This is a genomic window from Hyunsoonleella ulvae (genome assembly GCF_016827605.1).
In the GTDB taxonomy this organism is placed as follows: Bacteria; Bacteroidota; Bacteroidia; order Flavobacteriales; family Flavobacteriaceae; genus Jejuia; species Jejuia ulvae.
The window spans coordinates 25,309-52,258 of record NZ_JAEPJQ010000004.1 but is presented as its reverse complement, the minus strand read 5'-3'; the positions used below and the strand labels follow the sequence as shown (position 1 = coordinate 52,258).

At 33.1% G+C, this 26,950-nt stretch carries 29 protein-coding genes; 10 read left to right on the top strand and 19 right to left on the bottom strand.

What is annotated here, in order from left to right; genetic code table 11:
- Positions 1 to 30 precede the first annotated feature (30 nt).
- Positions 31 to 2,667 carry a valine--tRNA ligase gene (locus JS605_RS11465; RefSeq protein WP_203257868.1) on the top strand — a complete coding sequence of 879 codons (2,637 nt, stop codon included), beginning with the start codon at positions 31 to 33 and terminating at the stop codon, positions 2,665 to 2,667.
- Between the two features lie 160 nt (positions 2,668 to 2,827).
- Here JS605_RS11465 and JS605_RS11460 read toward each other — a convergent pair whose 3' ends face one another.
- The 6 genes from JS605_RS11460 to rsfS all read right to left on the bottom strand — a co-directional run bounded on the left by JS605_RS11460 (position 2,828) and on the right by rsfS (position 7,594).
- The gene (locus JS605_RS11460) at positions 2,828 to 3,094 is read right to left on the bottom strand and encodes an acyl-CoA-binding protein (protein ID WP_203257867.1); all 267 of its coding nucleotides are present in this window, start codon (positions 3,092 to 3,094) and stop codon (positions 2,828 to 2,830) included.
- Positions 3,094 to 3,744 (bottom strand): phosphatidylserine decarboxylase family protein, encoded by a 651-nt coding sequence (locus tag JS605_RS11455; RefSeq protein WP_203257866.1) that lies wholly within the window; start codon positions 3,742 to 3,744, stop codon positions 3,094 to 3,096. Before JS605_RS11455 ends, JS605_RS11460 begins: the two co-directional genes overlap by 1 nt.
- On the bottom strand, positions 3,734 to 4,552 hold the full coding sequence (locus tag JS605_RS11450; RefSeq protein ID WP_203257865.1) for a phosphatidate cytidylyltransferase: 819 nt from the start codon (positions 4,550 to 4,552) through the stop codon (positions 3,734 to 3,736). The genes JS605_RS11455 and JS605_RS11450 overlap by 11 nt, the downstream gene beginning before the upstream one ends.
- A gap of 18 nt (positions 4,553 to 4,570) precedes the next feature.
- A complete protein-coding gene (locus JS605_RS11445) occupies positions 4,571 to 5,179 on the bottom strand; it encodes an LUD domain-containing protein (protein WP_203257864.1) in 609 nt (202 codons plus the stop codon).
- 69 nt (positions 5,180 to 5,248) lie between these two features.
- Positions 5,249 to 7,213 carry an ATP-dependent zinc metalloprotease FtsH gene (ftsH, locus tag JS605_RS11440; RefSeq protein WP_203257863.1) on the bottom strand — a complete coding sequence of 655 codons (1,965 nt, stop codon included), beginning with the start codon at positions 7,211 to 7,213 and terminating at the stop codon, positions 5,249 to 5,251.
- Between the two features lie 9 nt (positions 7,214 to 7,222).
- Positions 7,223 to 7,594, bottom strand: a complete 372-nt coding sequence (rsfS, locus tag JS605_RS11435; protein WP_203257862.1) for a ribosome silencing factor — start codon at positions 7,592 to 7,594, stop codon at positions 7,223 to 7,225.
- Between the two features lie 93 nt (positions 7,595 to 7,687).
- On the opposite strand from rsfS, the gene JS605_RS11430 reads away from it, so the two are divergent.
- Positions 7,688 to 8,419, top strand: a complete 732-nt coding sequence (locus JS605_RS11430; protein WP_203257861.1) for a biotin--[acetyl-CoA-carboxylase] ligase — start codon at positions 7,688 to 7,690, stop codon at positions 8,417 to 8,419.
- On the opposite strand, the gene JS605_RS11425 is transcribed toward JS605_RS11430, so the two are convergent.
- Both JS605_RS11425 and pyrE read right to left on the bottom strand, forming a co-directional pair.
- On the bottom strand, positions 8,416 to 8,811 hold the full coding sequence (locus JS605_RS11425) for an SRPBCC family protein (protein ID WP_203257860.1): 396 nt from the start codon (positions 8,809 to 8,811) through the stop codon (positions 8,416 to 8,418). The two genes, JS605_RS11430 and JS605_RS11425, sit on opposite strands and share 4 nt — an antisense overlap.
- An 86-nt stretch (positions 8,812 to 8,897) precedes the next feature.
- Positions 8,898 to 9,542: an orotate phosphoribosyltransferase gene (pyrE, locus tag JS605_RS11420; protein WP_203257859.1), complete on the bottom strand. Its 645-nt coding sequence runs from the start codon at positions 9,540 to 9,542 to the stop codon at positions 8,898 to 8,900.
- A 130-nt stretch (positions 9,543 to 9,672) separates the two neighbouring features.
- On the opposite strand from pyrE, the gene JS605_RS11415 reads away from it, so the two are divergent.
- The 3 genes from JS605_RS11415 (at position 9,673) to JS605_RS11405 (ending at position 12,496) form a co-directional block, all read left to right on the top strand.
- Positions 9,673 to 10,257 (top strand): NUDIX hydrolase, encoded by a 585-nt coding sequence (locus tag JS605_RS11415; RefSeq protein ID WP_203257858.1) that lies wholly within the window; start codon positions 9,673 to 9,675, stop codon positions 10,255 to 10,257.
- 153 nt (positions 10,258 to 10,410) lie between these two features.
- Complete coding sequence (locus tag JS605_RS11410; RefSeq protein WP_203257857.1) at positions 10,411 to 10,803, top strand: hypothetical protein; 393 nt, start codon at positions 10,411 to 10,413, stop codon at positions 10,801 to 10,803.
- A gap of 79 nt (positions 10,804 to 10,882) precedes the next feature.
- The gene (locus JS605_RS11405) at positions 10,883 to 12,496 is read left to right on the top strand and encodes a SulP family inorganic anion transporter (protein WP_203257856.1); all 1,614 of its coding nucleotides are present in this window, start codon (positions 10,883 to 10,885) and stop codon (positions 12,494 to 12,496) included.
- A gap of 304 nt (positions 12,497 to 12,800) precedes the next feature.
- On the opposite strand, the gene JS605_RS11400 is transcribed toward JS605_RS11405, so the two are convergent.
- The 6 genes from JS605_RS11400 to JS605_RS11375 all read right to left on the bottom strand — a co-directional run bounded on the left by JS605_RS11400 (position 12,801) and on the right by JS605_RS11375 (position 17,102).
- Positions 12,801 to 13,487: a hypothetical protein gene (locus tag JS605_RS11400; protein ID WP_203257855.1), complete on the bottom strand. Its 687-nt coding sequence runs from the start codon at positions 13,485 to 13,487 to the stop codon at positions 12,801 to 12,803.
- A 159-nt stretch (positions 13,488 to 13,646) separates the two neighbouring features.
- Positions 13,647 to 14,093, bottom strand: coding sequence for a HEAT repeat domain-containing protein (locus JS605_RS11395; protein ID WP_239000333.1), 447 nt, complete (start codon positions 14,091 to 14,093; stop codon positions 13,647 to 13,649).
- Between the two features lie 58 nt (positions 14,094 to 14,151).
- Entirely contained in the window at positions 14,152 to 14,883 is a 732-nt protein-coding gene (gene bla / locus JS605_RS11390) for a subclass B1 metallo-beta-lactamase (RefSeq protein ID WP_203257854.1), read from the bottom strand.
- 23 nt (positions 14,884 to 14,906) lie between these two features.
- Positions 14,907 to 15,362, bottom strand: a complete 456-nt coding sequence (gene coaD / locus JS605_RS11385) for a pantetheine-phosphate adenylyltransferase (RefSeq protein WP_203257853.1) — start codon at positions 15,360 to 15,362, stop codon at positions 14,907 to 14,909.
- Positions 15,363 to 15,458: 96 nt separating this feature from the next.
- The gene (locus JS605_RS11380; RefSeq protein WP_203257852.1) at positions 15,459 to 16,067 is read right to left on the bottom strand and encodes a zinc-ribbon domain-containing protein; all 609 of its coding nucleotides are present in this window, start codon (positions 16,065 to 16,067) and stop codon (positions 15,459 to 15,461) included.
- Positions 16,068 to 16,127: 60 nt separating this feature from the next.
- Positions 16,128 to 17,102: a D-alanine--D-alanine ligase gene (locus JS605_RS11375; RefSeq protein ID WP_203257851.1), complete on the bottom strand. Its 975-nt coding sequence runs from the start codon at positions 17,100 to 17,102 to the stop codon at positions 16,128 to 16,130.
- Between the two features lie 373 nt (positions 17,103 to 17,475).
- On the opposite strand from JS605_RS11375, the gene JS605_RS11370 reads away from it, so the two are divergent.
- Together JS605_RS11370 and JS605_RS11365 are read left to right on the top strand one after the other, a co-directional pair.
- The gene (locus JS605_RS11370; protein WP_203257850.1) at positions 17,476 to 18,030 is read left to right on the top strand and encodes a PASTA domain-containing protein; all 555 of its coding nucleotides are present in this window, start codon (positions 17,476 to 17,478) and stop codon (positions 18,028 to 18,030) included.
- 26 nt (positions 18,031 to 18,056) lie between these two features.
- Positions 18,057 to 19,082 carry an RluA family pseudouridine synthase gene (locus JS605_RS11365; RefSeq protein ID WP_203257849.1) on the top strand — a complete coding sequence of 342 codons (1,026 nt, stop codon included), beginning with the start codon at positions 18,057 to 18,059 and terminating at the stop codon, positions 19,080 to 19,082.
- A gap of 45 nt (positions 19,083 to 19,127) precedes the next feature.
- Here JS605_RS11365 and JS605_RS11360 read toward each other — a convergent pair whose 3' ends face one another.
- The 3 genes from JS605_RS11360 to JS605_RS11350 form a co-directional block, all read right to left on the bottom strand.
- The gene (locus tag JS605_RS11360) at positions 19,128 to 19,823 is read right to left on the bottom strand and encodes a hypothetical protein (protein ID WP_203257848.1); all 696 of its coding nucleotides are present in this window, start codon (positions 19,821 to 19,823) and stop codon (positions 19,128 to 19,130) included.
- 9 nt (positions 19,824 to 19,832) lie between these two features.
- Positions 19,833 to 21,701 carry a hypothetical protein gene (locus tag JS605_RS11355; RefSeq protein ID WP_203257847.1) on the bottom strand — a complete coding sequence of 623 codons (1,869 nt, stop codon included), beginning with the start codon at positions 21,699 to 21,701 and terminating at the stop codon, positions 19,833 to 19,835.
- 470 nt (positions 21,702 to 22,171) lie between these two features.
- Positions 22,172 to 22,792 carry a hypothetical protein gene (locus JS605_RS11350; protein ID WP_203257846.1) on the bottom strand — a complete coding sequence of 207 codons (621 nt, stop codon included), beginning with the start codon at positions 22,790 to 22,792 and terminating at the stop codon, positions 22,172 to 22,174.
- A gap of 167 nt (positions 22,793 to 22,959) precedes the next feature.
- On the opposite strand from JS605_RS11350, the gene yaaA reads away from it, so the two are divergent.
- Positions 22,960 to 23,718, top strand: a complete 759-nt coding sequence (gene yaaA, locus JS605_RS11345) for a peroxide stress protein YaaA (protein WP_203257845.1) — start codon at positions 22,960 to 22,962, stop codon at positions 23,716 to 23,718.
- Positions 23,719 to 23,759: 41 nt separating this feature from the next.
- On the top strand, positions 23,760 to 24,485 hold the full coding sequence (locus JS605_RS11340) for a hypothetical protein (protein WP_203257844.1): 726 nt from the start codon (positions 23,760 to 23,762) through the stop codon (positions 24,483 to 24,485).
- Here the strand turns inward: JS605_RS11340 and JS605_RS11335 are convergent, their stop codons facing one another.
- Complete coding sequence (locus JS605_RS11335; RefSeq protein WP_203257843.1) at positions 24,486 to 24,620, bottom strand: 30S ribosomal protein THX; 135 nt, start codon at positions 24,618 to 24,620, stop codon at positions 24,486 to 24,488.
- A 64-nt stretch (positions 24,621 to 24,684) separates the two neighbouring features.
- Between JS605_RS11335 and JS605_RS11330 the strand changes: the two genes are divergently transcribed.
- Positions 24,685 to 25,365 (top strand): uracil-DNA glycosylase family protein, encoded by a 681-nt coding sequence (locus JS605_RS11330; protein WP_203257842.1) that lies wholly within the window; start codon positions 24,685 to 24,687, stop codon positions 25,363 to 25,365.
- 78 nt (positions 25,366 to 25,443) lie between these two features.
- Here JS605_RS11330 and JS605_RS11325 read toward each other — a convergent pair whose 3' ends face one another.
- Positions 25,444 to 26,646 (bottom strand): M23 family metallopeptidase, encoded by a 1,203-nt coding sequence (locus JS605_RS11325; protein ID WP_203257841.1) that lies wholly within the window; start codon positions 26,644 to 26,646, stop codon positions 25,444 to 25,446.
- Between the last annotated feature and the right edge of the window lie 304 nt (positions 26,647 to 26,950).

Below are 26,950 nucleotides of genomic sequence, written 5' to 3'. Positions count from 1 at the left end.
CACTCTGAAGTTCAAAAACTGTTCCAAAATATGCAAATCCCATCAAAATACGATGCTAATAAGGTAGAAGGTAAGTGGTATGATTACTGGATGAAACACAATTATTTTCATTCCACACCAGATGAAAGAGAGCCTTATACTATAGTAATTCCACCACCTAATGTAACCGGGGTGTTGCACATGGGGCATATGCTTAATAATACCATTCAAGATGTATTGATTAGAAGGGCACGTTTGCTAGGAAAAAATGCGTGTTGGGTACCTGGTACAGATCATGCCTCTATTGCCACAGAAGCTAAAGTTGTGGCAAAATTAAAGGAGCAAGGTATTGATAAAAACGACTTAACTCGAGAGGAGTTTTTAAAGCATGCTTGGGAATGGACCCATGAATATGGAGGTGTGATTTTAGAGCAACTTAAAAAATTAGGCTGTTCTTGCGACTGGGATCGTACTAAGTTTACTATGGATGACGATATGTCAGAAGCAGTAATTAAAGTTTTTGTGGATTTGCACAAAAAAGGCTTGATTTATCGTGGTTATCGTATGGTAAATTGGGATCCAGAGGCAAAAACCACTTTGTCTGATGAAGAAGTAGAATATATTGATAAACAGGGTAAATTATACCATGTAAACTACAAGATAGAAGGTTCAGATGAAGTACTTACTATAGCTACAACACGGCCAGAGACCATTTTAGGAGACACAGCTATTTGTATCAATCCTAGTGATGAACGTTATACACATTTAAAAGGCAAAAAAGCGATTGTGCCTATTTGCAATCGTGTAATTCCTATTATAGAAGATGAGTATGTAGATTTGGAATTTGGTACAGGATGTTTAAAAGTAACACCTGCGCATGACGAAAATGATAAGGTTTTAGGGGACAAGCATAATTTAGAAGTGGTAGATATCTTTAACGAAGATGCTACATTAAATAGTTATGGCTTACATTACCAAGGTAAAGACCGTTTTGAGGTTAGAAAGGCTATTGTAAAAGAGCTTGAGAGTCTTGATTTAATTTCTAAAATTGAAGATCATAATAATCGCGTTGGTATTTCAGAAAGAACCAAAGCCATCATAGAACCAAGGTTATCAGATCAGTGGTTTCTAAAAATGGAAGATTTGGTAAAACCTGCGATTAAAGCGGTTTTAGATGATGATAATGACATTCAATTATTTCCAAAGAAGTTTGAAAATACCTACCGCCATTGGATGGAGAATATTCGCGATTGGAATATTTCTCGTCAGTTATTATGGGGGCAACAAATCCCAGCATATTATTACGGCGATGGGAAAGAAGACTTTGTAGTAGCCGAAAACATTGAAAGCGCTGTAAAGTTAGCACAAGAAAAAACATCGAACTTTGAGCTTAAAGCGTCAGATTTAACTCAAGAAACAGATGCACTGGATACTTGGTTTTCCTCTTGGTTATGGCCAATGAGTGTGTTTGATGGTATTAGAAATCCTGAAAACGACGACATAAAGTACTATTACCCAACCAACGATTTGGTAACAGGACCAGATATTCTGTTTTTCTGGGTAGCACGTATGATAATTGCTGGATATGAGTACAAGAACGATAAGCCTTTTAAAAATGTGTATTTAACAGGTTTAGTACGTGATAAGCAACGTCGTAAAATGAGTAAATCTCTAGGAAACTCTCCTGATGCTTTAAAACTTATTCAAGCATACGGCGCTGGAGGAGTGCGTGTTGGATTACTATTAAGCGCAGCTGCGGGTAATGATTTGTTATTTGATGAAGCACTTTGCCAACAAGGAAAAGGACTTGGCAACAAAATTTGGAGTGCATTTTACCTAACCACTTTATGGGAGGTATCAGAAACCATTGAGCAACCACAATCTAGTAAAATAGCATTAGATTGGTATGAAGCTAAGTTCCAAAAAGCTTTAACAGAAATAGAAGATCATTTTAGTAAATACCGTTTAAGCGATGCTATCATGGCTATTTACAAATTGATTTATGATGATTTTTGTGGATGGTTACTAGAAATTGTAAAACCAGCCTATCAACAACCAATTGATGCTAAAACTTACAATGCAGTTATAAGTCTACTAGAAGATAATTTAAAGATTTTGCATCCGTTTATGCCATTTATTACTGAAGAAATATGGCAGTTAATTTCTGAAAGAACACCAGAAGAAGCCTTAATAGTGGCTAAATGGCCTGAGTTGAAATCTACTAACGAAAGTTTAATTTCTGAATTCGATTTCGCTGCCGATGTGATTTCTGGGATTAGAACCATTAGAAAAGAAAAGAATATTGCGTTTAAAGACACTATTGCATTATCTGTAATCAATAATGAAAATATTGCCAATACTTTTGATGCCGTTATCAAGAAACTAGGGAACCTAGAAGATATTGCATATGTTTCTGAAGCTATTGAAGGTGCATTAACCTATCGTGTAAAATCTAACGAGTATTTTATACCAATGGCGGGCGCTATTGATGTTGAAGCTGAGATTAAAAAACTTACCGACGAGTTAAATTATACCGAAGGTTTCTTAAAGTCTGTACAGAAAAAATTATCTAACGAGCGTTTTGTAAACAATGCCCCTGAGCTAGTGGTGGCAAGCGAAAAGAAAAAGGAAGCTGATGCTTTAGCTAAGATTGAAACGTTAAAAGCTAGTTTGGCTAGTTTGGGGTAGGGCTTTTGTTTAACTTAGGATATGCGTCGTTTAAATGACTTATATCCAACATTAAACGAAGGGGTTAAAATATTACAAAACCAAGTTGAGGGGCTATTTGAATTAAGTGTCCTCCAAATTGTAAGCTATGTGTAAAAAAGTGCTTCCTGTAAAAGAACAGTTATTCTCTATATAGAAAGTATTTATTTACAAGGTCTATATAATTTCTTTTAGCCTCTTCCTCAGTTAAGTTTTTTACTTGAAAAAGCGCATTGGTTTTAAAAGCATTTATAAGGGCTTCTCTGCTTCTTGGTCTGCCGTAGTCGTTTGTAGCTTTTTTGTAGTAAGCATAGAGTTTTAAAAGTGTATCTGCAGGAAACGGTTCTTTATGTGCATTAACCCTAGCTACCGCTTCTTCAAATTCTTTATCTAAATCTTCATTAGTCATTACACTTGGGCTATAACAGTTTCGCCGCCTCTTACTTTCTGATTTAATTCTACTTTTATATTAGTATCTAAGGGCAAAAATAAATCTACCCTAGACCCAAATTTAATAAAACCAGAATCTGCGCCTTGAGATGCATTGTCGTTTACTTTAGCATAATTTACAATACGCTTAGCAAGAGCTCCCGCTATTTGGCGGTATAACACCTTTCCATATACTTTGTTCTCTACCACAACGGTAGTACGCTCGTTTTCTTCACTTGCTTTTGGGTGCCATGCTACTAAATACTTTCCTGGATGGTACTTACTAAAAATTACGTTTCCACTAATTGGGTATCTGGTAACATGAACATTTAAAGGAGACATAAAAACACTTACCTGTAAGCGTTTTTCGTTAAAATATTCTTTCTCAAACACTTCCTCGATTACTACAACTTTACCATCTACAGGCGATACTACGGTATCATCATTTTGTTGCGTATGGCGTTTAGGGTTTCTAAAGAATTGTAGAATTAAAATTAAAAATATTAAGAGCGCAACCAGTATTAAGGTGCGCAACCAAAATATGGATATATAACTATCTGCCAACAAAAAGCAAGCAACAACGATTATAAGCGTAAAGAGAATTATTTTATGGCCTTCTTTATGAAACATAGTGTAAAATTCTTAAAAATAAATAAATAAAAGGTGAAGCAAAAATGATACTGTCTAAACGGTCGAGCAATCCCCCGTGTCCTGGCATGATGGCACCGCTGTCCTTTACTTTAGCTTGGCGTTTAAATTTAGACTCGATTAAATCTCCTAGGGTACCAAATACAGCCACTGTAATACTCAACATTAACCAATTTGTAAAGTTGAGTGTTGCCGTGTAATTGGCTATAAAATAGCTAGCGATGCAAGCAAAAAATAAGCCACCAAGAAACCCTTCTACTGTTTTCTTAGGAGATATTTTTTCAAATAATTTTTGTCGTCCAAAATTTTTCCCAACTAAATAGGCGAATGAATCATTAACCCAAACTAGAACAAAACAACCTAAGAGAATTTTGGGGCTAAAAACGTTTGCTATCAGTATTGCAAAAACAAAACCACTGGAAAGGTAAAATGTGGTAATAATAAAACGTTTGGTTACAAAAAGTGGAATGGTTTTACGTGAAAACAAATCTTTAATCAAAAACAGATTTACAAAAATTGTAATTACTGTGAGTATTTGGATGGCTTCATCTAGCCCAGTATCTGCATCTAGTACCATTTGCCAATACCCAAAAACGAGATATAAAATGATAAAAATAAAATAAGGTATACCGCTTTTTAGCTGAATTAGTTTATTGAATTCGTAAAGCGAAAGTAAACCAAAAACAAAGAAAAGAATTGTAAAAGCATGAGGTGTATTAAGCGTGAGCGCAATTACCAATAAAACTACATAGAGCAAACCAGATAGAGATCGCAATAACATGTCTTTCATTTTCTAAATCTGCTTAAATTATAAATCCTCTAACAGTAGCAAATATAAGTTTTTTGCGCTACTGCCATAGCTTAAAAAATCTTTGTCTTCTCCAGATTTGAAATGCTTAATTGTAGTTATGTTAGTGGGGATGTGTTGCCGATTCTTAGATTTTATACCACGAAGCCCTTCGCCAATATTGTCAACTATTTGGCTTGTAGTAGCAAATACAATAAAATTAAAAGGGAGTTCTGGTAGCTTTTTTGTGGCAATTTGATTTGAGCTAATTAATAAAGATCCATCTGTGGCAATTAAATTTTCACATGTTGTAAAAAAGTAGGTAGCTTTACTAGTTTTTTTGGTAGCATTGATATTACAGGACTTGAACTTTTCTAAAAGATGGTCGTCAATAATCAATACTTGTTTTTCTTCCCAAGAATTTTCTTGAACTATGTTACTGTAGTTTTGAAAAACTTCATTTAAGTCATCGCAATAAAGGAATTTACCACCATTAGCTTTAAAATTTATGGTAAATTTTTCGTCTATTGGCAATTTAAGTTCGGGCATGTATTTACCACGGTCATCAGACTTTATTTCGTTTTCAGATCGTTTTGATTTTGATCCGAAAATTTTCTTAAAAAGATTCATTCAGGTATTTGCTATTAACCTTTTTGAGTTGAGAGTTTTCCAAATATAAAAAATCTTAATGATAATGTACTATTCTTCCGTGTTTTTATCTTCCTTTACTTCTGTTTCTTCAGTTTGTACTTTTTCAAAGGGACGTTTACCGAATATTTTTTCGAGGTTATCCTTAAAAATCACTTCTTTCTCTAAGAGAACTTCAGCAAGTTCTGATAGTTTGTCTTTATTCTCTTCAAGGATTTTTATGGCACGTTTGTATTGTGCTTCTATGATATCAGATATCTCTTTGTCAATTAATTCAGCTGTTGTTTCACTGTAAGGTTTTGTAAAACCGTATTCACTTTGTCCAGAAGAGTCGTAATAGGTTAAATTACCTATTTTATCACTCAGTCCATAAATGGTAACCATGGCTCTTGCTTGTTTGGTAACTTTTTCTAAGTCGCTTAAAGCACCGGTGGATATTTTGTCAAAAATTACCTTTTCAGCAGCGCGTCCTCCCATGGTCGCACACATTTCATCTAACATCTGTTCGGGTCTAACAATAAGTCTTTCTTCGGGTAGATACCAGGCAGCTCCTAAAGATCTACCACGAGGTACTATAGTAACTTTTACCAATGGCGCAGCATGCTCTAACATCCAGCTTACAACAGCATGTCCGGCCTCATGATAAGCCACCGCTTGTTTTTCACTTTCGGTAATAATTTTGTTTTTCTTCTCTAATCCACCAATAATTCTGTCTACTGCATCTAGAAAGTCTTGTTTATCTACCGCTTTTTTACCATTTCTAGCAGCAATTAACGCAGCTTCATTACATACGTTAGCGATATCAGCTCCAGAGAAACCAGGTGTTTGTTTTGATAAGAAATCCGTATCCAAATCTTTCGTTTTTTTCAACGGTCTTAAATGTACTTCAAATATTTCCTTACGCTCTCTAACATCTGGTAAATCAACAAAAATTTGTCTGTCAAAACGTCCAGCGCGCATCAATGCTTTATCTAAAATATCGGCTCTGTTGGTGGCAGCCATTACAATTACATTTGTATTGGTGCCAAAACCATCCATCTCAGTTAATAATTGATTTAAGGTGTTTTCGCGTTCATCATTACTACCAGACATGGCGTTTTTTCCACGAGCTCTACCTATGGCATCAATCTCATCAATAAAAATTATAGAAGGCGACTTTTCCTTTGCCTGTTTAAATAAATCTCTAACACGTGAAGCCCCAACACCTACAAACATTTCAACAAAGTCTGAACCAGATAAAGAGAAGAAAGGTACTTTTGCCTCTCCTGCTACCGCTTTAGCCAAAAGGGTTTTTCCAGTTCCTGGAGGTCCTACCAGTAGCGCGCCTTTTGGAATTTTACCTCCAAGCGTAGTATATTTTTCTGGGAATTTTAAGAAATCTACAATCTCTTGAACTTCCTCTTTTGCTCCTTCTAGACCTGCAACATCTTTAAATGATGTTTTTACTTCGGTATTCTGATCGAAAAGTTTTGCTTTAGATTTTCCGATATTGAAAATTTGACCACCAGCACCGCCACCAGCTCCTCCTGACATACGACGCATGATAAAAATCCAAACACCAATAAGGAGTACAAACGGTAAGATTCCAATTAAGAAATCGGCTAGATGATTTTCCTCTGTAACATATACGGGTTCTAAATCTAGGTTTTCCTCTTCAATAATTTTGTTGAGTTTATTTTGAAAAATCTCTAATTCCCCAAATTCAAATCTGTAATTAGGAACACGAGTTGTAGATAAACTAAAGTTATTTGGTTTTGATTTTTTATGAACCTCTTTTTGTGAGGCCTTTTGGGTTAAGTAAACTTTTGCAAGTCTTCTGTTAACAATTTCTACCTTGTCTATATCCCCATTCCTTACAAAATTAAAAAACTGTGTAGGGTTTGTAGAGTTGCCACTGTCTAGTCCACTGTTATTAAATAGGGTAAATACCAAAAATAGGGATAGTATGATACCGTAAATCCAATACGGGCTAAATCTTGGTTTTTTATCTTTTGTATTTTTATTGTCGTTTGCCATTTTCTGTTTTTAGTAACTAGTTTCTATTACTGTTGTTTTTGCATCTCCCCAAAGACTTTCTATATCATAATACTCCCTGATATGCTTTTGGAACACATGTACAGCAATATTTACATAGTCTAGTAAAACCCATTCTGCATTTTCGGCACCTTCAACATGCCATGGGTTGTCTTTAAGTTCTTTACTTACCTTTTTTTGTATGGAATTAACAATGGCGTTTACTTGAGTGTTTGAAGTACCTTCACAAATTATAAAATAATCGCAAACTGTGTTTTCAATTTCTCTAAGGTCTAAAATATTAATTTCTTTACCTTTTACATCTTCAATTCCACTAATTATAACTGCTATTAACTGGTCTGCGTTTATTTTTTCTTTCGCCATTAAATTTATTTAATTTGTGCAAAGTTATTATTTTTTTGGTTCTTTAACCTTTAAAATTTTCACAAGATTAAAAACTGTAAAAATAACCTCTAAATGCCAATAATCAAACTTGATGCCATTGATTCTACAAATACATTTTTAAAAGAAATGATTGAAGAGCAATTAGTTGAGAATTTTACAGTAGTCACAGCAAAACATCAAACAAAAGGTAAAGGGCAGATGGGAACGCTTTGGGAGTCTGAAGCATCTAAAAACTTGATGTTTAGTGTGTTTGTTGATGTTTCTAAATTTCCTATACAGTATCCGTTTTACATTAGTATTGTTACGGCTTTGGCCTTGAGACATAGCCTTAGTACATTTTTAATTCCGCGATTGCACATAAAATGGCCTAACGACATTTTGTCACATAACAAGAAAATATGTGGTGTTTTAATTGAAAATGTCATGAAACAGGGTAGCATAAACGCATCGATTATTGGTGTTGGTTTAAATGTAAACCAAACACAATTTAAAAATTTACTCCAGGCTTCCTCCTTAAAGAATGTAACAGGGCGATTTTTTGATATTGATGAACTGTTACATCGTATCATCCATGATTTAAAACAGTATTTCGAACTATTGAAACAAGGTAAATTAGAGGCGCTTAAAACTGAATACGAATCGTTTCTATTCAGAAAAGATAAACCCTCTACATTTAGGGACAGTACTGGTAATTTATTTTCAGGCTACATTAAATCAGTACTTAACTCTGGAGATTTACAGGTACTTCTGGAAGATAATATCACTAAATCTTTTATGCTAAAAGATATTACGTTGCTGTATTAAATAGTCTTAGGTAAATTGGTAGCCAGAGTTTCAATAAATTTTGAAATAGGCCCTTTAACCATCATAGCCATCATAGGATTAAAATCTCCGCTAAATTCTAGTTTTACCTCACTATTACCATTTTCTACTTCAGAAATAATAGCAGTTAAAGCAAAATCTATTTTCCCGCCAGCAGCACCAAAAACGATTTTATTTGGAGGTATTTCTTCTTTCTTTTTTAAGACGATTTCTGGCATGCCTTTTAAGGCGAATAAAAATTTGTCTTCGCTTAAAACTTCAAATTTACTGATGTTTTCGGGCATTAACGCTTCAAAGTTTTTAATATCCGATATAAAATTAAATGTGTCTTCTGGAGTTTTTGATACACTAACTTTTGGAGATTCTAAATTCATAATGATGTTAAATAGTTTATTGTTTAAACATTTAGTTGTTTTTAGTGTGCTAATTTAGCGCCTAAACAACTTCACGTTACATTATATCAAATAGCATTCCATTCACTAGGATTAGAATTCCATTCGGTTAGGGTTTCGAGTTCTTTTTCAGTGATATAATTGGTTTGAAGTGCCTGTTCCAATAACGTTTCATAGTTACCTAGTGTGTGAAGCATAACATCCTCTTTTTCGAAATTTTCGGCTGAAACTTCAAAACCATAAGTAAATATAGCTACCATACCTTTAACGTTAATACCGCCGTCACGTAATGCCCTAACCGCATTTAAGCTACTTTTTCCTGTACTTATTAAATCCTCAACAACTACAACGTTTTGTCCTTTCTCAATAAATCCTTCAATTTGGTTTTTTCTACCATGACCTTTAGCATCTGGCCTCACATAAATAAAAGGCAGGTTTAAATACTCTGCAACCAACATTCCTATACCAATAGCACCTGTTGCTACACCGGCAATAGCATCTGGTTTTCCATATTGTTGCTCAATATGCTTGGCCATAGTTTCCCTTATATAGTTGCGAATGGCTGGAAAAGATAATACAATGCGGTTGTCACAATAAATAGGGGATTTCCATCCCGAAGCCCAAGTAAAAGGTGCTTTAGGACTTAGCTTTATAGCGTTAACTTGCAATAAAACTTCTGCTGTTTTTTTGGCGGTATCTTTGTTAAAAATCATAGCGTAAAATTAAACATATATTTATGATTACATAATCAGTTTTAAACGAATAAATTATTTTTTTCAACAATGGTAGGTTTGCGTTTAAAAATGATATTTTTACCAATTAGAAATAGCTAATCAATGCTTTATGTACAAAATATTTGTTGGGGATAAACCTATAATTTTAAGTACTACGCCTAAGGATAAAAAAGGGGTTAAAAATTATAAGTTGAATAGGGTAATTCTTAGGAATGTAGTTAGAAAATTAAATAAATCTTCCACCCAAGAGGCCTATTTGGTACATAAGAAAGAAGAAAAACTACTAAAGAAGTTTTTAAAAAAGGCACCAAACGTAATTGCTGGAGGAGGTAAGGTGTACAATAAAGAGGGCAAAGTACTTTTTATATTTAGAAACGGAAAATGGGATTTGCCAAAAGGTAAGATTGAGAAGAAAGAAAGTATTGAAGAAACTGCCATACGTGAGGTTGAAGAGGAAACAGGGGTTACAGGCTTAAAAATTGTAAAACCTCTGGAAACTACATACCATATTTTTAAGAGAAGAGGTAGGTATAGAATTAAAATTACCTATTGGTTTGAAATGGTTACGACTTTTGATGGAAAATTATACCCTCAGGAAAAAGAAGGCATTACCAAAGTTAAATGGCTTGGAAAAAAGAAAATAAAAAAGGCTATGGAAAATTCCTATGCCAATATTAAAATATTGATAGATTAGTATACGGTTCCTTCCAATTACAACAGTTGCTTTATCAGGTTAAATGAATTACAATGTTTAGGGCGCTGTTTTTTTAGTTAGAAAAAAAACAGTAATTTAGACGTAATTGCTATTTAAGTCAGGTATAAATTCTCTCCAAGAACATGATATCTTATGCAAGAGTATAAACTCTCTTTTGGGACAATAGTTGTACTAAAAGATGATTTGGCAGAAGTAATAATTAATGAAGGCGTAGTAATGAATGAAATTATGGTAGACTTATATCATGATTTTTTACTAAGCTACCTAAAAGCCCCTTTTTCCTTAATAATTAACAAAAAGAATTCCTATACTTATACATTTGAGGCGCAAAAAATAATTGCTAATTTAAAGGAGATCCACGCTATGGCTGTAATTGTTGGAACCGATGCGGCGGTAATGTCTACTAAGACATTAATACAGATTAACGAATCTAATAATTGGAATATAAAATTATTTAGAACCAGACCAGAAGCGTTGGAGTGGATTGAAAGTTTGCATGAATATTCGCTTCAAGAGCAGCATTAATTGCTTGTGTATAATTTGTTTGCGCATTACTTGTACATCGCTTTATAAACTGTAAATTTGCAGCCTCAATAAACAAACCATGACGGCATTTTTTAGAAAGCGTGCAAAAAACGCAAAGAACGATATTTTAAGTGGACTCACTGTAGCTTTAGCATTAGTACCAGAGGCTGTAGCCTTTGCATTTGTTGCAGGAGTAGATCCTCTTGTAGGCTTGTATGCAGCTTTTATGATTGGTTTTATTACCTCGATTTTTGGGGGTAGACCAGGGATGATTAGTGGAGCAACCGGTGCCTTGGCAGTGGTTATGGTACATTTAGTGGCAGAAGGTAATGCCATGGGCGAACCATCTGAACAACTTGGGTTGTACTACCTTTTCGCTACAGTTATACTTATGGGTATAATACAGATGCTGGCTGGTGTTTTTAAACTAGGAAAGTTTGTTAGACTGATACCACATCCTGTAATGATGGGGTTTGTAAACGGTTTAGCTATTGTTATTTTCTTGTCGCAATTAAATTTATTTAAAGACGCTAATGGCGACTGGTTCACAGGAGCACCTATGTGGATTATGTTAGGTTTGGTAGCATTAACCATGGGTATTATGTTTGGTCTACCAAAGCTAACTAAAAAACTTCCAGAGGCTTTAATCGCCATATTGGTAGTATCTGCTATAGTTATTTTTGGAAATCTCGACGTTGCTACAGTAGGTAGTTTTATTCGTGATGGAGGCGGAGAAGGCTTAAAAGGAGGCTTGCCACAATTTCAAATAGATATATTTGGTAAAGTGCCATTTAATTGGCAAACCATTAAATTTATTGGACCTTACGCAGTTATTTTAGCAGCAATAGGGCTTATAGAATCTTTAATGACCTTAAACTTGGTAGATGAAATCACAGAAACTAGAGGAAATGCCAACCGCGAGTGTATGGCGCAAGGTGGTGCTAATATAGTTACAGGTTTGTTTGGTGGTATGGGAGGTTGTGCTATGATTGGCCAATCTTTAATTAATATAAAAGGAGGTGGAAGAGGCAGGTTATCTGGAATTGTAGCAGCAGTAGCTTTGTTAATCTTTATTTTATTTGCATCTGGACTTATTGAGCAAGTACCAATTGCAGCATTAGTAGGCGTTATGTTTATGGTAGTTATAGGTACGTTTGCTTGGAGTAGTTTTAGAATTTTACGAAAAATACCTATTACAGATGCCATTGTACTTATTGCAGTATCATTAATAACCGTTTGGAAAGATTTAGCAGTAGCCGTTATTGCAGGTGTCATTATAAGTGCATTGGTATTTTCTTGGGAAAATGCAAAACGTATTCGTGCAAGAAAGCGTATGCGAGAGGATGGTACTAAAGTATATGAAATTTGGGGGCCATTATTTTTTGGATCTATAAAAGCATTTAATGAGAAATTTGATGTAAAAAACGATCCGGAACATGTTGAAATAGATTTTGTAGAATCTCGTGTAAGTGATCATTCCGCATTAGAGGCTATTTTTAATCTTGTAGAGAAATATGAAGCCGCAGGAAAAACCATTAAGCTAAAGCATTTAAGTGAAGATTGTAAAGTACTGCTATACAAGTCTAGTCCGAAATTTAGAGAGGTAATTGTTGAGGATATTGACGACCCTCGTTATCATCTCGCCGAAAATCCAGAGGCATTTACAAAACCATTGTCTGAATATAAACTTTAAGCATTAATATTCTTTATTTGGGCGTTCCCCTCCTTTGGTCGGGTCGGGCTTTCGGCAGTCGCTCTCTGCGAGGAGCTTCTACAAATGCCTCAATCTCTAACGCGTGCTAGTTTGCTAACTTTATTCTATAACCTAAGAGACGAAATTGTGTTTTTAGGAGGTTCGTTTAACGGTTTAGTATATGATTTCGTTGCGTGGTTTAAGGACTAAGTTAGTAAATAAATCACGAATAGAAAGTCCACGAGGACTTTCGTAAGTAGGCTATAATTAGTAATGGATTATACACATTGTCAGTAAACATATTTTATAATCGATATACTATTTCTGTTACTATTAAACGCTTTACAAAATAGTCGTCGAAGTCTAAATCAGCAATTAACATCTCATAAGCTACCATTCTTGGGTCTAACATTCCAGCTTCATTGGTCATTTGAAGATATTTTTTAATGAATTTATCTTCTTTTGAGATAGTTTTTAATGCTTCTCGATATTTACCAATATAGTTTATGTCATAATGATTTTCGAGCGTCGCAGTTAGAGAATCTTCATCACTAACTTTTGGAATTGAAGCTTCCAAAGTTCCAATTTTATATTCCCCTTTTACGGTCAAATATTTTTGCCTAATTCTGTAATCAGTTCGATTTTTGTTTTCAGTTTTCTCAACCCAAATAGAGTCAGGAAGTCCGTAAATAACTTTTTTTAATTCACTCTGATTGAATTTATCAATATTCTTTTTAGTTGGTCTTTCCCAATTGCCAGTTATATTTGATTCCAGTTCGGTTAAGTATTCAGAATATGCCTTTTCGGTTGATAATTTCGGATATTTTGTTTTTAAAAAACCATTTTCAAATTCGGAAACCATTGAAGTCAAAGTTACGCTATTCTCTTTTCCTAAAATATTTTCAAATTCCAGAATCTGTTCCTTATTCGAACAGCTAGAAACTAGAAGTAGAAAAGTGAATAACTTCAGAATTTTTGTTGGTCTCTTCATATGTTTGCTAACAATGTCACGGATATGCGCCGTTATGTAATGGCTTATATCCGCCGTTAAACGAAGTTAGTTGAAATTTTTTACAAAGTCAAATAGACTTTACTACACATATTATAAATTCGATATTATAAAACCTAAGAGTAGACATTCTAATTCTTCCTATCGCATTGGCCGTTTTAGTTGTTCTTTAACACGCTCAAAAGATTTTTTACTGGTGCGCTCCCAACGGTAAATAGTATATTTTTTGTCTTTGTTAGCTATTTGCTTAGCTTCTTTATCTCTAATTTCTTTTACCCAATTAAACCGTTTTTTGGTTATAGAAATAATTAAATCATCTCCACAGCCAAGTGCTTCTAAAGTATTTAAAGCAGCGATAGATACATTTTGCACTTTATCATTCATAGCATGTAGCAATACAGGTACAGAAGAGCATTGCCCTGTATAAGCTAGAGCTTCAGCAGCTAACTTTCTTGTCTTATAATTGCCATGTTTTAACGCATACTCTAGTTTACGTACATCTTTATGTTCCATCCAGAAGTTAATAGCACGTTCTGATGGTTGAAGTACCTTCAATTTAAATAAGATATATGTGATGTTGTGTAACATTAATGGTTGATAATTAACTACTTATTTGTAGTAAATCCATTAAAAATGTTACAGTAAACTAATGTTTAAATAAATTAATGGTATAATCTAACAGCTCTATACCCCCATGTTTACCATGGCCGGGTATTACAATTTCTAGGTTAGGATATTCTCTTTTAATAGATGCTACTGTGTTTGACCATTCTAATACATTTGCATCTCCTAAATAGCCTTTACCAGCATTATTACTTTTTATTAGGCATCCTCCAAAAAGCGTTTTTTCACTTGGAATATAACCAATAACATTATCAGCAGTATGTCCTTCTCCAAAAAATTGTGTGGTAACTACTTGACCACCCACTTTGAATTTTATTTTACTCTTAAAACTATTTTCTGGAAGTTCTATACTATCTTTTTTTGCTAAGGCTATTGTGAGTGCATTAGCATAAGAATCTATCTTTTCTTTGTGAAATTCATGAATACCACCAAGACAATCATTATGAAAATGAGTGACTATTAGTGCTTTTATTTTTTTGTTATTGTTTTTTGTAATCCAATCTATTAGTTGTTTTGAAGCTTTATTATTAACTGGAGTATCAAAAATAATTGCTTCATTTTTATTAATATAAACCATACCATTACAAGCTACTTTTCCATAATCATTGGTTTGAATAAAAGAAACATGCTGAAAAATATGATTATTAATTTTTTTGATTTTTAAAATATCAGACTCAAAATTTTGCAAATTTTGAATACTAGATTTACAACTAAAAAAGCCTAAAGCTATTAGTAAAGTAGAAAACAACTTCATAGAAAGGTGTGTCAAATAAATTGTTATTTAACACGAACGCTTTTGGGCACTAATTTCGTATAGTCTCCATTATTTCTGATAACATCGCGTACAATAGAAGATGCGATATAAGACGTATCTGCAGAGGTTAATAAAAAGATGGTTTCAATAGGTGCTAAATCTCTATTGGTGTGGGCGATGGCTTTTTCAAACTCGAAATCTGCGGGATTTCTAAGGCCTCTAAGGATAAATTCAACATTATTTTTTTTACAAAAATCAACCGTTAAACCTTCATAGTTTACCACTTTTACCTTGGGTTCATCTTTAAAAGCATCTATTATAAATTGTTGGCGTTCTTCAAGTGAAAACATGTATTTTTTTGATGAGTTTACACCAATGGCGACAATAATTTCATCAAAAAGCGTCACACCACGTTTAATGATATCGTAATGTCCTAAAGTTAACGGATCGAAAGATCCTGGGAAAATTGCACGTTTCATAAGGCCCTCTTAATCTCCCTATTTCGACTACATTTAATACTCGCTTAGGGAGAAACTAATTTGTTGTAAATATACAAATCTTATAAGTAGATAATTTTACTCATCACGTTCTATATTAAATATCTCCTTTTCTTCATAAAGAAATTGAAGATTCTCTAAGGTAGTTACATCTGTAAGAAAGGTGTAATTTTCACTTTTATCTATTTGGTCTATGGCAGAACGTTTATCAATTTCATAATTATTAAAAACTACATAAATGCTATCTTCTTCTATTTTTGTAATTTTCATTGTTGTAAAATGTCCTGGCGATTCAGATTTTATAGAATAAATATCTCCAATAGCAGGCGCCTTTATATATTCTGCTTCAGCTTCTTTGTGTTGCGCATTAGAGTAACTAAAGTATCCAATAACTAAAGCAATTATTGCAAGACCACTAAAATGTAAAAAAGGAATGCCTTTATGCTTTTCTAGTTCAAACTTATCTTTAATCTTTTGAGGTAATTCTTTTAGTTTGAATGTTCTTTTACAGCTATTACACTCTAAAATATTTTCTTTTCCAATAGGGAAAATAGGAATCCAATAGACGTAGAAGTATTTTCCAAAAACACTATAATTCATAGAGGTTTGCTCATTACAATTAGGACATTCTACGCCTCTAAGTTGTCCATTTTTTAATCGAGAAGAATTTGTACCGTAAAAAATCATATAAGTTTGGTTATGTTGTGTCCCAAATATAACCAAATAAATGTGTAATCTGTAAGGTAATTATTTCAATACCTCTTTAATCGCATTGTCGAACAAATCTGAAAGGGAGATACCGGCCGCTTCAGCTTGTTGGGGTAAAATGCTTTCTTTAGTGAGTCCGGGGACAGTATTTATTTCTAATAAATGGGGTTCATCATCCTTGAATATATATTCGCTTCTAGAGAATCCTGTCATTCTTAAAACTTCATAGACTTTTTTTGCGAGTACGTTAACTTTATCTTCTTGTTCTGGTGTTAACCGTGCTGGTGTAATTTCTTGAGATTTACCTAAGTATTTTGCTTCATAATCAAAGAAATCATTTTCTGAAACAATTTCTGTAATTGGCAATACTTTGGTTTCTCCTTTATAAGTGATAACTCCAACGGAAACTTCGGTGCCATCTAAAAAGGATTCAATAATAATTTCGTCATCTTCTTTAAATGCCACATCAATAGCATGTTGCAAATTCTCTTTTTTATGAACTTTGGTTACCCCAAAACTACTGCCAGCTTTATTGGCCTTAACAAAACAGGGTAAACCAACCGCTTTAACTATAGCTGCTTCGTCTATAGTGTCTCCCATATTCAAATAATACGATGCAGCAGTTTTAATACCATAGGGTTTTAAAATACTTAAACAATCACGTTTGTTAAACGTAATTTGTGCTTGATACATTGAACAGCTTGTATGTGGAATACCTAATAGCTCAAAATACCCTTGCATATAACCATCTTCTCCAGGCGAGCCGTGAATAGCATTAAACACACAATCAAAATTTATTTTAAAACTATCTACATTAATAGAAAAATCGTTTTTGTCAATGGGAAATTCCATATTTTCTTCATCTACATATACCCATTTATCTTTAAAAATATGAATACGATAAGGATTGTATTTATCTCTGTCTAAGGTTTCAAAAACTACATTACCGCTGGTTAGAGATATTTTATATTCGCTGGAATAGCCGCCCATGATTATGGCGATATTTTTTTTCATAGATGTTTATTTTGTTCAGGCTTAAATTTTTTTGATAAGCCCAAGCGTTATATTTATTCTGTGGTTTATGGAGTTGTTCTCAGCTGCGTTAGGGATTGAACGGCCTGCTTGAAATCCCCGACGTAGGAGGGATTGAGTAGTGAAATGTTTACATTCACGAATACATTAATTTAAAATATAAATCAATGAGTAAAGCCCGACCCCTTGTGGGTAACGCCCAAATTGCAAAAATTTAAACCGCTACACTATATTTACAACCAAATACCAACAATAAACGTATGTAATAATAGTTTGTGTTAGTGAGGCTAAAATATTATATAAATCGCAAAACAAAAAACAGTTCTTTATATTTGCCTAATTCAAAAATCGATACATGAGTTTCTTAAAGTTTTTATTCAGTAAAACATTTTTAAAACAATTAGCATTAGCTATAGTGGCTTTGGTTGTATTGTGTTTTGTAATGCTAACTTGGTTAAAGTCTACCACAAATCATGGCGAATTTGAAACAGTACCAGAGCTTAAGGGGAAATCTATTAGTGTTGCCGATATGGAATTGAAAGAAAACAATTTGGTAATGCAAATTCAGGACTCAGCTAATTTTAATCCAGATTACCCAAAATTTTCAGTTATAGATCAAGAGCCAGCTGCGGGTACAAAAGTAAAAGAGGACAGGAAAATATACTTAACACTAAACCCATCGGGTTACCGAAAAGTTGAGGTGCCAGATTTAAGAGAGCGTACTTTTAGGCAAGCAGAGCCTAATTTGGAAGCTCTAGGGTTTAAAGTGGGCAATATTACTTATGTAGATAACCTAGGAAAAGATATTGTACTACAATTAAAACACAAGGGAAAACCCATTAATCCAGGAGAAAAATTACCAAAAACATCTAAGATAGATTTAGTTTTAGGTAACGGTAATCGCCCTTAGCATTAGTAATAAACTAGTGCCATACTATGGAAAACTACGGACCACAATTACCAGAAGAAGATAACCTTCACGAACATTTTGCTTTTACGGTAGATAAGGGGCAAGCCCCTTTACGTATTGATAAATATTTGATGAATTACATAGAAAACATCACACGTAGCAAAATACAAAACGCAGCGAAGAATGATGGTGTTTTGGTTAATGACGTACCTGTAAAATCTAATTACAAGGTAAGACCCAATGACAAGATTCGTGTGCTATTTGAGCATCCCACTTATGAAGCTTTATTGGTTGGCGAAGATATCCCATTAGATATAGTTTATGAAGACGACCAATTGGTTGTGGTTAACAAACCTGCGGGTATGGTTGTGCATCCAGGGCACGGTAATTATTCTGGTACTTTAATAAATGCGTTAATTTATCGGTTTAAGAACTTACCCAACAATTCCAGTGATCGCCCAGGATTGGTACATCGTATAGATAAGGATACTAGCGGACTTTTAGTAGTTGCAAAAACAGAGCAAGCCATGACACATTTGTCTCTACAGTTTGCTGAAAAAACTAGCGAACGCGAATATGTAGCCTTAGTTTGGGGGAATGTTGAAGCTGATGAGGGCACTATTGAAGGTAATATTGGCAGACACCCCAAAAACCGACTACAGAATACCGTATTTTTAGATGAAGAAGCCGAAAAAGGAAAACCCGCTGTTACCCATTATAAAGTATTAGAGCGTTTGGGGTATGTAACCTTGGTGTCCTGTAAATTAGAAACAGGACGCACACACCAGATTCGTGTGCATATGAAACACATAGGACATACGATGTTTAACGACGAACGCTACGGAGGCAATGCCATTTTAAAAGGTACAACATTTACCAAATACAAACAGTTTGTAGAGAATTGCTTTAAAGTATTACCCAGACAAGCGTTACATGCTAAAACCTTAGGGTTTAAGCATCCTAAAACAGGGGAGTTTATGCGCTTTGAAACACCAGTGCCCGAGGATATAGAAGCTTGTATTGAGAAGTGGCGTGGGTACTCTAAGTTTTAGTGTGTTTGGTTTATGTTATTTGTCTGCATATTTCTTAGATTTTGATTAGTTTGCTAAAGGAAACGCAATACCAATTCCTAAGTTTAATCCAGACCAGCCCGTAGTTACTTTATTTCCACTACTATCCAATAAATGCGCCTCTTTCATATCTTCAAATTTTAATTTTCCACCGATGTAAAAATCGGCACCTAAAGTTGCTCGTAAAGTAATCACTTTTAAAGGGTATCTATATATCATTATAGCACCAGAACCAAAGTCAATAGATCTAAAATTCAACACATCATTATCAAAAGAATTAGCAATATTACTTTCACTTTTAACTATGAGCTTTGAACTGGTAATTAAACCTTTTACACCAAAAGACAGAGATCCTTTTTTGAATTGTTGAAGATCAAATTCATAAATACCTCCAAAAGTATATCCTCTTAGCTCATCAGTAAGTCTAATATATCCAGAGAAATCAGCAACAGACGATTTTGCTCCTGCCACTTTATTCTGAAAGAAAAAAGAGGTTTTTATGCTGTTAATTTTAAATCCAATTGAGAATCCATAGTTTATACCATAATTATCGGTAGTTTCGAACCCTTCAATTGTTAATTGTTCTGATAGGCCTTCATGGAATGTCTTTAGAGGTTGATGAGATAGTAAGCCGATACCAAAATCAGTAAAAATCTCAGAGTTTTGGGTGCTTACACTTAACGAGAACACTAGAAATATTGCTAAACTAAAAATATATTTCATAAATATTTTTTAAAAATTATCGATGTAAATCCCTTTTGTGTGAAAAAGACGCCCATTCTGTAAGTATACAAAATGATCGCCCCCTCCATTAATATGCTCATAAGGAAAAGTTTCAAGGATATCTGAATTTATATCGAATATGCCGGCACCACCATTATTGATCAATAAAAGTTTTTCCGACACAGGATCATATTGCATTGATTTTTGGTAAGTTCCAAATTCAAAAGTTTTTTTAGTATTTGTGTTCAGGTCTGCAATTGAAAATTTACCTGAAAATTCTCCGCTATAGTGTGAATAAATAAGCCGATTCCCAACAACAATTAGCTTTGAAACATAATCGTCTTCACTTATGTCTATTATCTTTGATAATTGATTCCCGTCAATCTCATAAATACCTCTGCCGTTTTCATCTGCTATAAAAATATATTTGGCATCGTCCGAAAGAACACTGCCGATTGAATTTCCAGAGCGTATTATGGTATTGGTCTGTATGTTCTCAATGGTTGTGTGGGTAGGAAAATGTCCAGTACGGGTAATTACTATATTACCTCTAAAATTTTTTCTTATATCATTAGCACTACCCGTAACTTGTTTTATGATAGAGAGATTGTCTTTATCAATCAAGTATGAACTATTAAAAGTATCTACATAAAAATTCTGAGTTAATGGGTCTATATAAATGGATAAATGCCGCCCTAATGCTTCACTATTAGAAATATAATTTCTTCTAATAAATTCCATGTCTTTGGAATATTCATAAATATATAACTCATAGCCCTCAATATTTGATATACGGGCACCATTAACTAATATGTAATATTTTTCATTAGTTGTGTGATATACAATTCCTTTATAGTTTGGTACTCCAAAATTGAAAGAGCCAAATGTGTCTTCGTCTAATTTTGCGTTACGAAAAGAATAAATTTCATAACCACCCAAATTAACTTTGGGTTTAAAATTAATTGTATAATCAGAGCCAAAAATAAAAGGACGATCTACAACCATTTCGCCACCTGAGCTTGAACCTAGAAACCCTGATATTTGAAGATTTTCAAAATTTCCATATAATGGATGCGATGGCCATTTGATAATATAATCATTGAAACCATTGAATACAATTTCTGGTTCAAACCATTCAATATTATATTCTATTTCCTTACTTGATCCATAGTTGTCAGTATACTGATTTGTCAATAAAATTGAATATTCTGCTTTAGAGTAATAGTCATAAAATGGAGTGTTCCGATTACCCGTATGAAGCACTGTAGTTTTATCAATAAATTTTTTTTGGGAGAGAATTTCTGGACTTAAGGGCACTTTTTGCTCTGATTCTTTAAATTTTATGCTTAAATATGCTTTTTCATAGTCATTACCATTCATTTCTCCCCATTTAACAGTAATACTCCCGTTTTCTATTTTAACTTCGGTAATTGGAGGAGGTGTTGAGGTTTTTCTGCGAACAACAAAATTAAACTCTTCGATTTTAGTTAAAACTTCTTGACCAAGTTGGTCGGCAATACTACCAGAACCAGAAAAAAAGGAATGTTCAAATCTAAGTTTATGAATGCCATCTTTATACCTAGCAGGATATAAGCTAAACCTGCCTGTTTCAGTTTCTGCATTCCATCCAGCTCCTATTTTTTCTCCATCTAAATATACAATAGATTCTGCTCTAAATGGATTAGAAGGCCCCTCAAAAGTATACGTCATTACTCTTTGAGAATTTATTGTATCACCACTTTTGAAGTTGCTAATAAGTATTGAGTTGTTTTTTGTTGAAGGCCTATCAATTTCATTAAGATTATCCTCAGAAAAATTATAGGAACAATTAAAACAAATTATGGTTAAAATTGAAAATAGTAAGACACTCTTTTTCATTCTGAAATTGTAGATTTTAAAATAATACAAGTTAAAACTACTCATACGTTTCTTACCAACCAACTCTTTTCTATTAAATCAACAATTATTAAGTTTTATGGTATGCTGTGGCATATAATAAATAAGAACATTGGTAAAATCTTATTAATATTGTAGTTAATAAATTTAAGCATTGATTTTAATCCTTCTTAAGTACCTGTAACTTTAAAAAATAAACACATGAAACTCTTATATCCCCAGCAAAATTTTTAGACTTTGTAACAGAATTGCCAGCATCAAAACATACAGAACCTCAATTTTTAAAACAGTCAGAGTGTTTAAATAAATCACTTAAAAAGAAATAAGTCAAAATTTTAGGATTTGAGTACCCTAAAACAGGAGCGTTTATGCGTTTTGAAACTCCTATTCCTGAGGATATAGAGGCTTGTGTAGAGAAGTGGCGTGGGTATTCTAAACATTCAGGATAACAACTATTCAATATTTTTAAGCAATTCTTTTACACCAAACTCAGGACTTGTAAATACCTCTTTATCTAAGTTTTGTAAATGGTTTTTTGCACCAGCCATTGATGCTTGTGCTAGGAAAAACACATCAACCTCAGAAGCTTTGTTAATGGTGTTTTCTGCAATACCTTTGTTGTAACTTTCTAAATCGCCTGTCTCAAAATGTGTCCATAAGGCAGAACAATCAACATTTATAATTTCAATATGTTTTTCTTTTTCAGCAGATATGCTTTGCATTAAATCCTCGCTTACTGTTTTAGTAGAATTTGCGGTATAAACTAATCCTATTTTAGTGTAATTGGAAACTAAATAATCTATAATAGGGTGGTCTATTCTATACACATCAGAATATTTATCACTTTCTGCACCGTAAGTAGAACATGTACAAATGATTAAAGATGGTTTTTCTTTTCTAATAGCTTCTATTTCCTTTTCAAACTGTACAGCGTCTGTAATTCCAGTTTTTAAAGCACTATCCAATATATTTTTGTTTACGTAATGTTTTGTTTCAACTGTACTGTTCTGTGCACGTACTAAGTTTTCAAAATTGTTAATGTGAGCTTTATTGGTGTGCAAAAACGCTATCATATTGATGTTTTTAATTTTTAGAATAAACAAATCTAATGTAAAACTTGCTAAGTATCAATTCACTTTATATCTTCATTGTAAATAGTATTAGATTTCAATATTAATTCAAGAAAATGCGTTGTAAATTTGGAGATATAAAAGCGACTAATTAATAAAAAATAAAACACATGAAGTTAGTTATTTCTCCAGCAAAATCTTTAGACTTTGAAACAGAATTGCCAACATCTAGATACACAGAACCCAAGTTTTTAAAGCAATCTGAACGTCTTAATACATTATTAAAGAAAAAATCTGTAAAGAGTTTATCTAAACTCATGAGTATCTCTGATGCTCTAGGACAATTAAATTATGAGCGCAATCAGTCTTGGGAATTACCATTTACTAAAGATAATGCAAGACCTGCAGTATATGCGTTTAATGGCGATGTATATCGTGGTTTGGATGCCTATACTATTCCTGAAGAAAAATTAGATGTAATGCAAGATAGCGTTCGCATTCTTTCTGGATTGTATGGGATATTAAAACCAACAGATTTAATGCAACCTTACCGATTGGAAATGGGTACTAGAATGCCTGTAGGTGTGAAGAAGAACTTATACGAATTTTGGAAAAAAGATATTACTAATGCTTTAAATGAGGAGCTGCAAGACAACGAGCTATTTTTAAATTTAGCAAGTAACGAGTATTTTAAAGCAATTGACAAAAAAGTATTGAAAGTACCTGTGATAAGTGCTAACTTTAAGGATTTTAAAAACGGACAATACAAGGTTATCTCTTTCTTTGCAAAAGAAGCACGAGGTGCAATGGCAAGATATATTATTGATACTAATGCCCAAACCATAGAAGATTTAAAAGGCTTTAATTACATGAATTATGGGTTTAGCGAAGATATGTCTACCGATACCGATTTGGTTTTTATTAGATAGTAATATTTACTAGGTTTATCTTGAATTTAATATACTAAGGTTTGATTTGGTATTACTTGGTTATTGCGTTACAGGCGTTTTGTATATATCACGCCATAAAAAACAGAGCTCCATATTATTGGATTTTTGTAATATTTTTTCTTTCTGGTATTGGTTGCGCAATCTATCTGATAACCCAAGTATACAATAAGCGCGATGCTGAAAAAATAACCTCTGAAATTACCAATATTATCAATCCCACTAAAAAGATTAAAGATTTAGAAAAACGGCTAGAGTTTTCAGATACCTATCAAAATAGAGTGAATTTAGCAGATGCTCACTTAGAAAATAAAGATTACCAAAATGCTATACAGCATTACAAAGATGCTCTAGATGGAAATTTTCAAAATGATTTTTATGTAATAAAAAATATAATTGAAGCCTATGATAAATTAGAAGATTACAAAAGTGTAGTGCTGTATGGTGAACAAATTAAAACCCATTCTGAATTTAAAAAATCAAGAACACAATTTTTATATGGATTAGCATTAGAAAAAGAGGGCGATTTAGTTGAAGCTGAAGCTAATTTGAAAGCTATTGATATAAGATTCTCTTTCTACGAAGAGCGCTTAATTTATGCTAATTTTTTAAGAGACATAGGAAAAATAGAGGAAGCCAAAGAAATTTTGGAAGCTTTAATTTCTGAAGGAAGGCATATGACAACACCCAATAGAAAGCGCTACAGAAGTACGATAATGGGTGCAGAAAACCTCCTTTCTCAACTATGATTACTTAGGTTTTGCTTTATTGCCAACATTTACTTTTTGCTCAATACTTGGTCTTTTTTTAATTCGAGGTCTACGCGCACCAAAAGTTCCTCTGTTTATTTTACCGCGTTTTGTTTTTTTATCGCCTTTTCCCATAAATTCTTTTATTTTTAGTTTGAATTAATATAAGATTTTTAGGTTAAAAAGCCAAGCTTAATTTATGTTTAAACACAAACACCCTTATAAACCCTTTATTCAAAAAGATACCACTAAGTTAATAGTTGGTACATTACCACCACCACGATTTTCAACTGGAGCACTTTTAGAAAAGGATGTTAATTTTTGTTATGGGAGCTATTATAATTCGCTTTGGTTATTTATTGATAAAATCCACAATTTAAATTTACGTTTTGATAATTCTTATGAAGCTATTGAAGAACGAAAATCATTTTTAATTAAAAACAAAATTGGGGTTTGTGATATTGTTGAAAGTGCAGAACGTGATAAAATTGACGCCTCAGATTTGGGAATGCAAAATATAATACTTCGAGATGTTATTGGCTATTTGAAGCAATATCCAAATATAGACACCTTACTTTTTACAGGCGGCAATAGTAAAAACGGTCCTGAATATTTCTTTAGAAAACATCTAAAACCCTATGGTTTAAAATTGGAGTTGGTAAATAATGAGGTACCACGAATCCATCAATTTATTATTCCGAGTGAAACGCTTGAACCTGTTGATTTTAAACGAATAATTAAAACCGTATCACTTACCTCGGGCTCTGGAGCAGCCAATGTTTCTATAAGTAGAATGCCACTTTATAAACAACTTAAAGCCAAAAATCCTGATTTCAATACGTTCGATTTTCGTGTGATGCAGTATCGGGAGTTTTTTTGAAAAGCTTATATGCGTTTCTAACTAATAAAAATGATTGCAATATTGAAAGTTAGTTAGCATGATAATAACCTTATATACTTACTGATAATCAGGCTTACGAACATAAATTCTTTGATTACCGCTAAATCCATTAACTTCAGAAGCTGTTGTATTTGCAATAAATTCTACCTGCATAGTTTCGGTGTTTATTATTTGCATTAAAAAAACACCTCTTGGGGAAACCTCATCTATACTATCAGTTGAGTTTAATTCATAGGTTCCATCAGTATTTCTTTTTAAATCGAGACGTGGAATTAATTCATATTTAACTATTCCATAGGAAACATCTACATTTTCTGGTTTTGGATTATTGGATTTTATCCATGAATATGAGTATGAATTTGTGTCTTCCACATCAGGGTCATGGCGGGGTAACCCATCCATTAGAGCGACCCTTTGAGCATAAATATGATCGTAACCAACTGCAAAATAATTTGCAAAAACATCTTTATTTTCAAGTTTATCTTTTAAATACCAATTTCCAGAGATCGTACCTTTAACATCATAGTCATTTTTACCTCCAAACGGTTCTATTTCTCTTATAGTTTTACTTAAAAATTCTCCCTTTATCGGGTTTTCGTCTTTATAGTAATCAAAAATGTTTGCAGCAAATAAATTTTCAAAATAAGCTAATTCTGGATAACAAAATGATTTTTTGTCCTCCAAGTCTAAGTCATGAACTCCTATATCCAATGCTGAGAATGCTGAGATATATCCTATAGTCTGACCTGCTTTTACCTCAATTTCAACATTTAGAGGACTCCCTTCTAATACAGGGTCTGCATTATCTGAAATAAAATTTGAAAACCTACCTACATGACCTAGTTTGGTACTTATAGTTGTACTATATTTAACAGTCATAAAGAAATCATTCCCGCTTTTTCCAAGTTCTGTAACTACACCATCAGCCATAGCATAAATAGGTGTTGTTGGCATATTAACATTATATTCAAAGTGAATAAAACCACCATGGTCTTGAGGAAATACACCCATCCTTCCCATGGGTTCATAAAAAGCAACTCCATTTAAATCTAGTGGCGCAAATTCGAAAAATATTTTGCCTTTAGGATAATTATATCCCATTTCTTCTTCCTCTTCCATTTTTTCTTTCATTGGTTCTTCTTCATCTTTTTTACTACAACTAGATGCAGAGAACAAAAATGTAGAAACTAGAATAAAAGAGATAAATACTTTAGTAATATTGTTAGAAGATTGTTTCGGTATATGGTCTTTTATTCTCATATCTTTAATTTAAAAAAACAATGTTTTTGCTACAATAGTTTGGTAAAGGGTTCACTATTAACTATATAAATATACATTAAATTCATGAGAGGAAAGTTAATAAATAATAATTTATATGGATGGTTTTTAAAAATAGAGGCTCTGCAATAATATGGGTAGTTAACTATTAAGGATGAATTAATATGAATTTTTTTAATACTTTATTATTGATCAACTGAAGTTTTTATAATTTCTAGTAAAGTTAATTCATAAAAAATCAGAATAATAAAATAAGACGTACCTTGCTCTCCTAATAGCAAAAGAG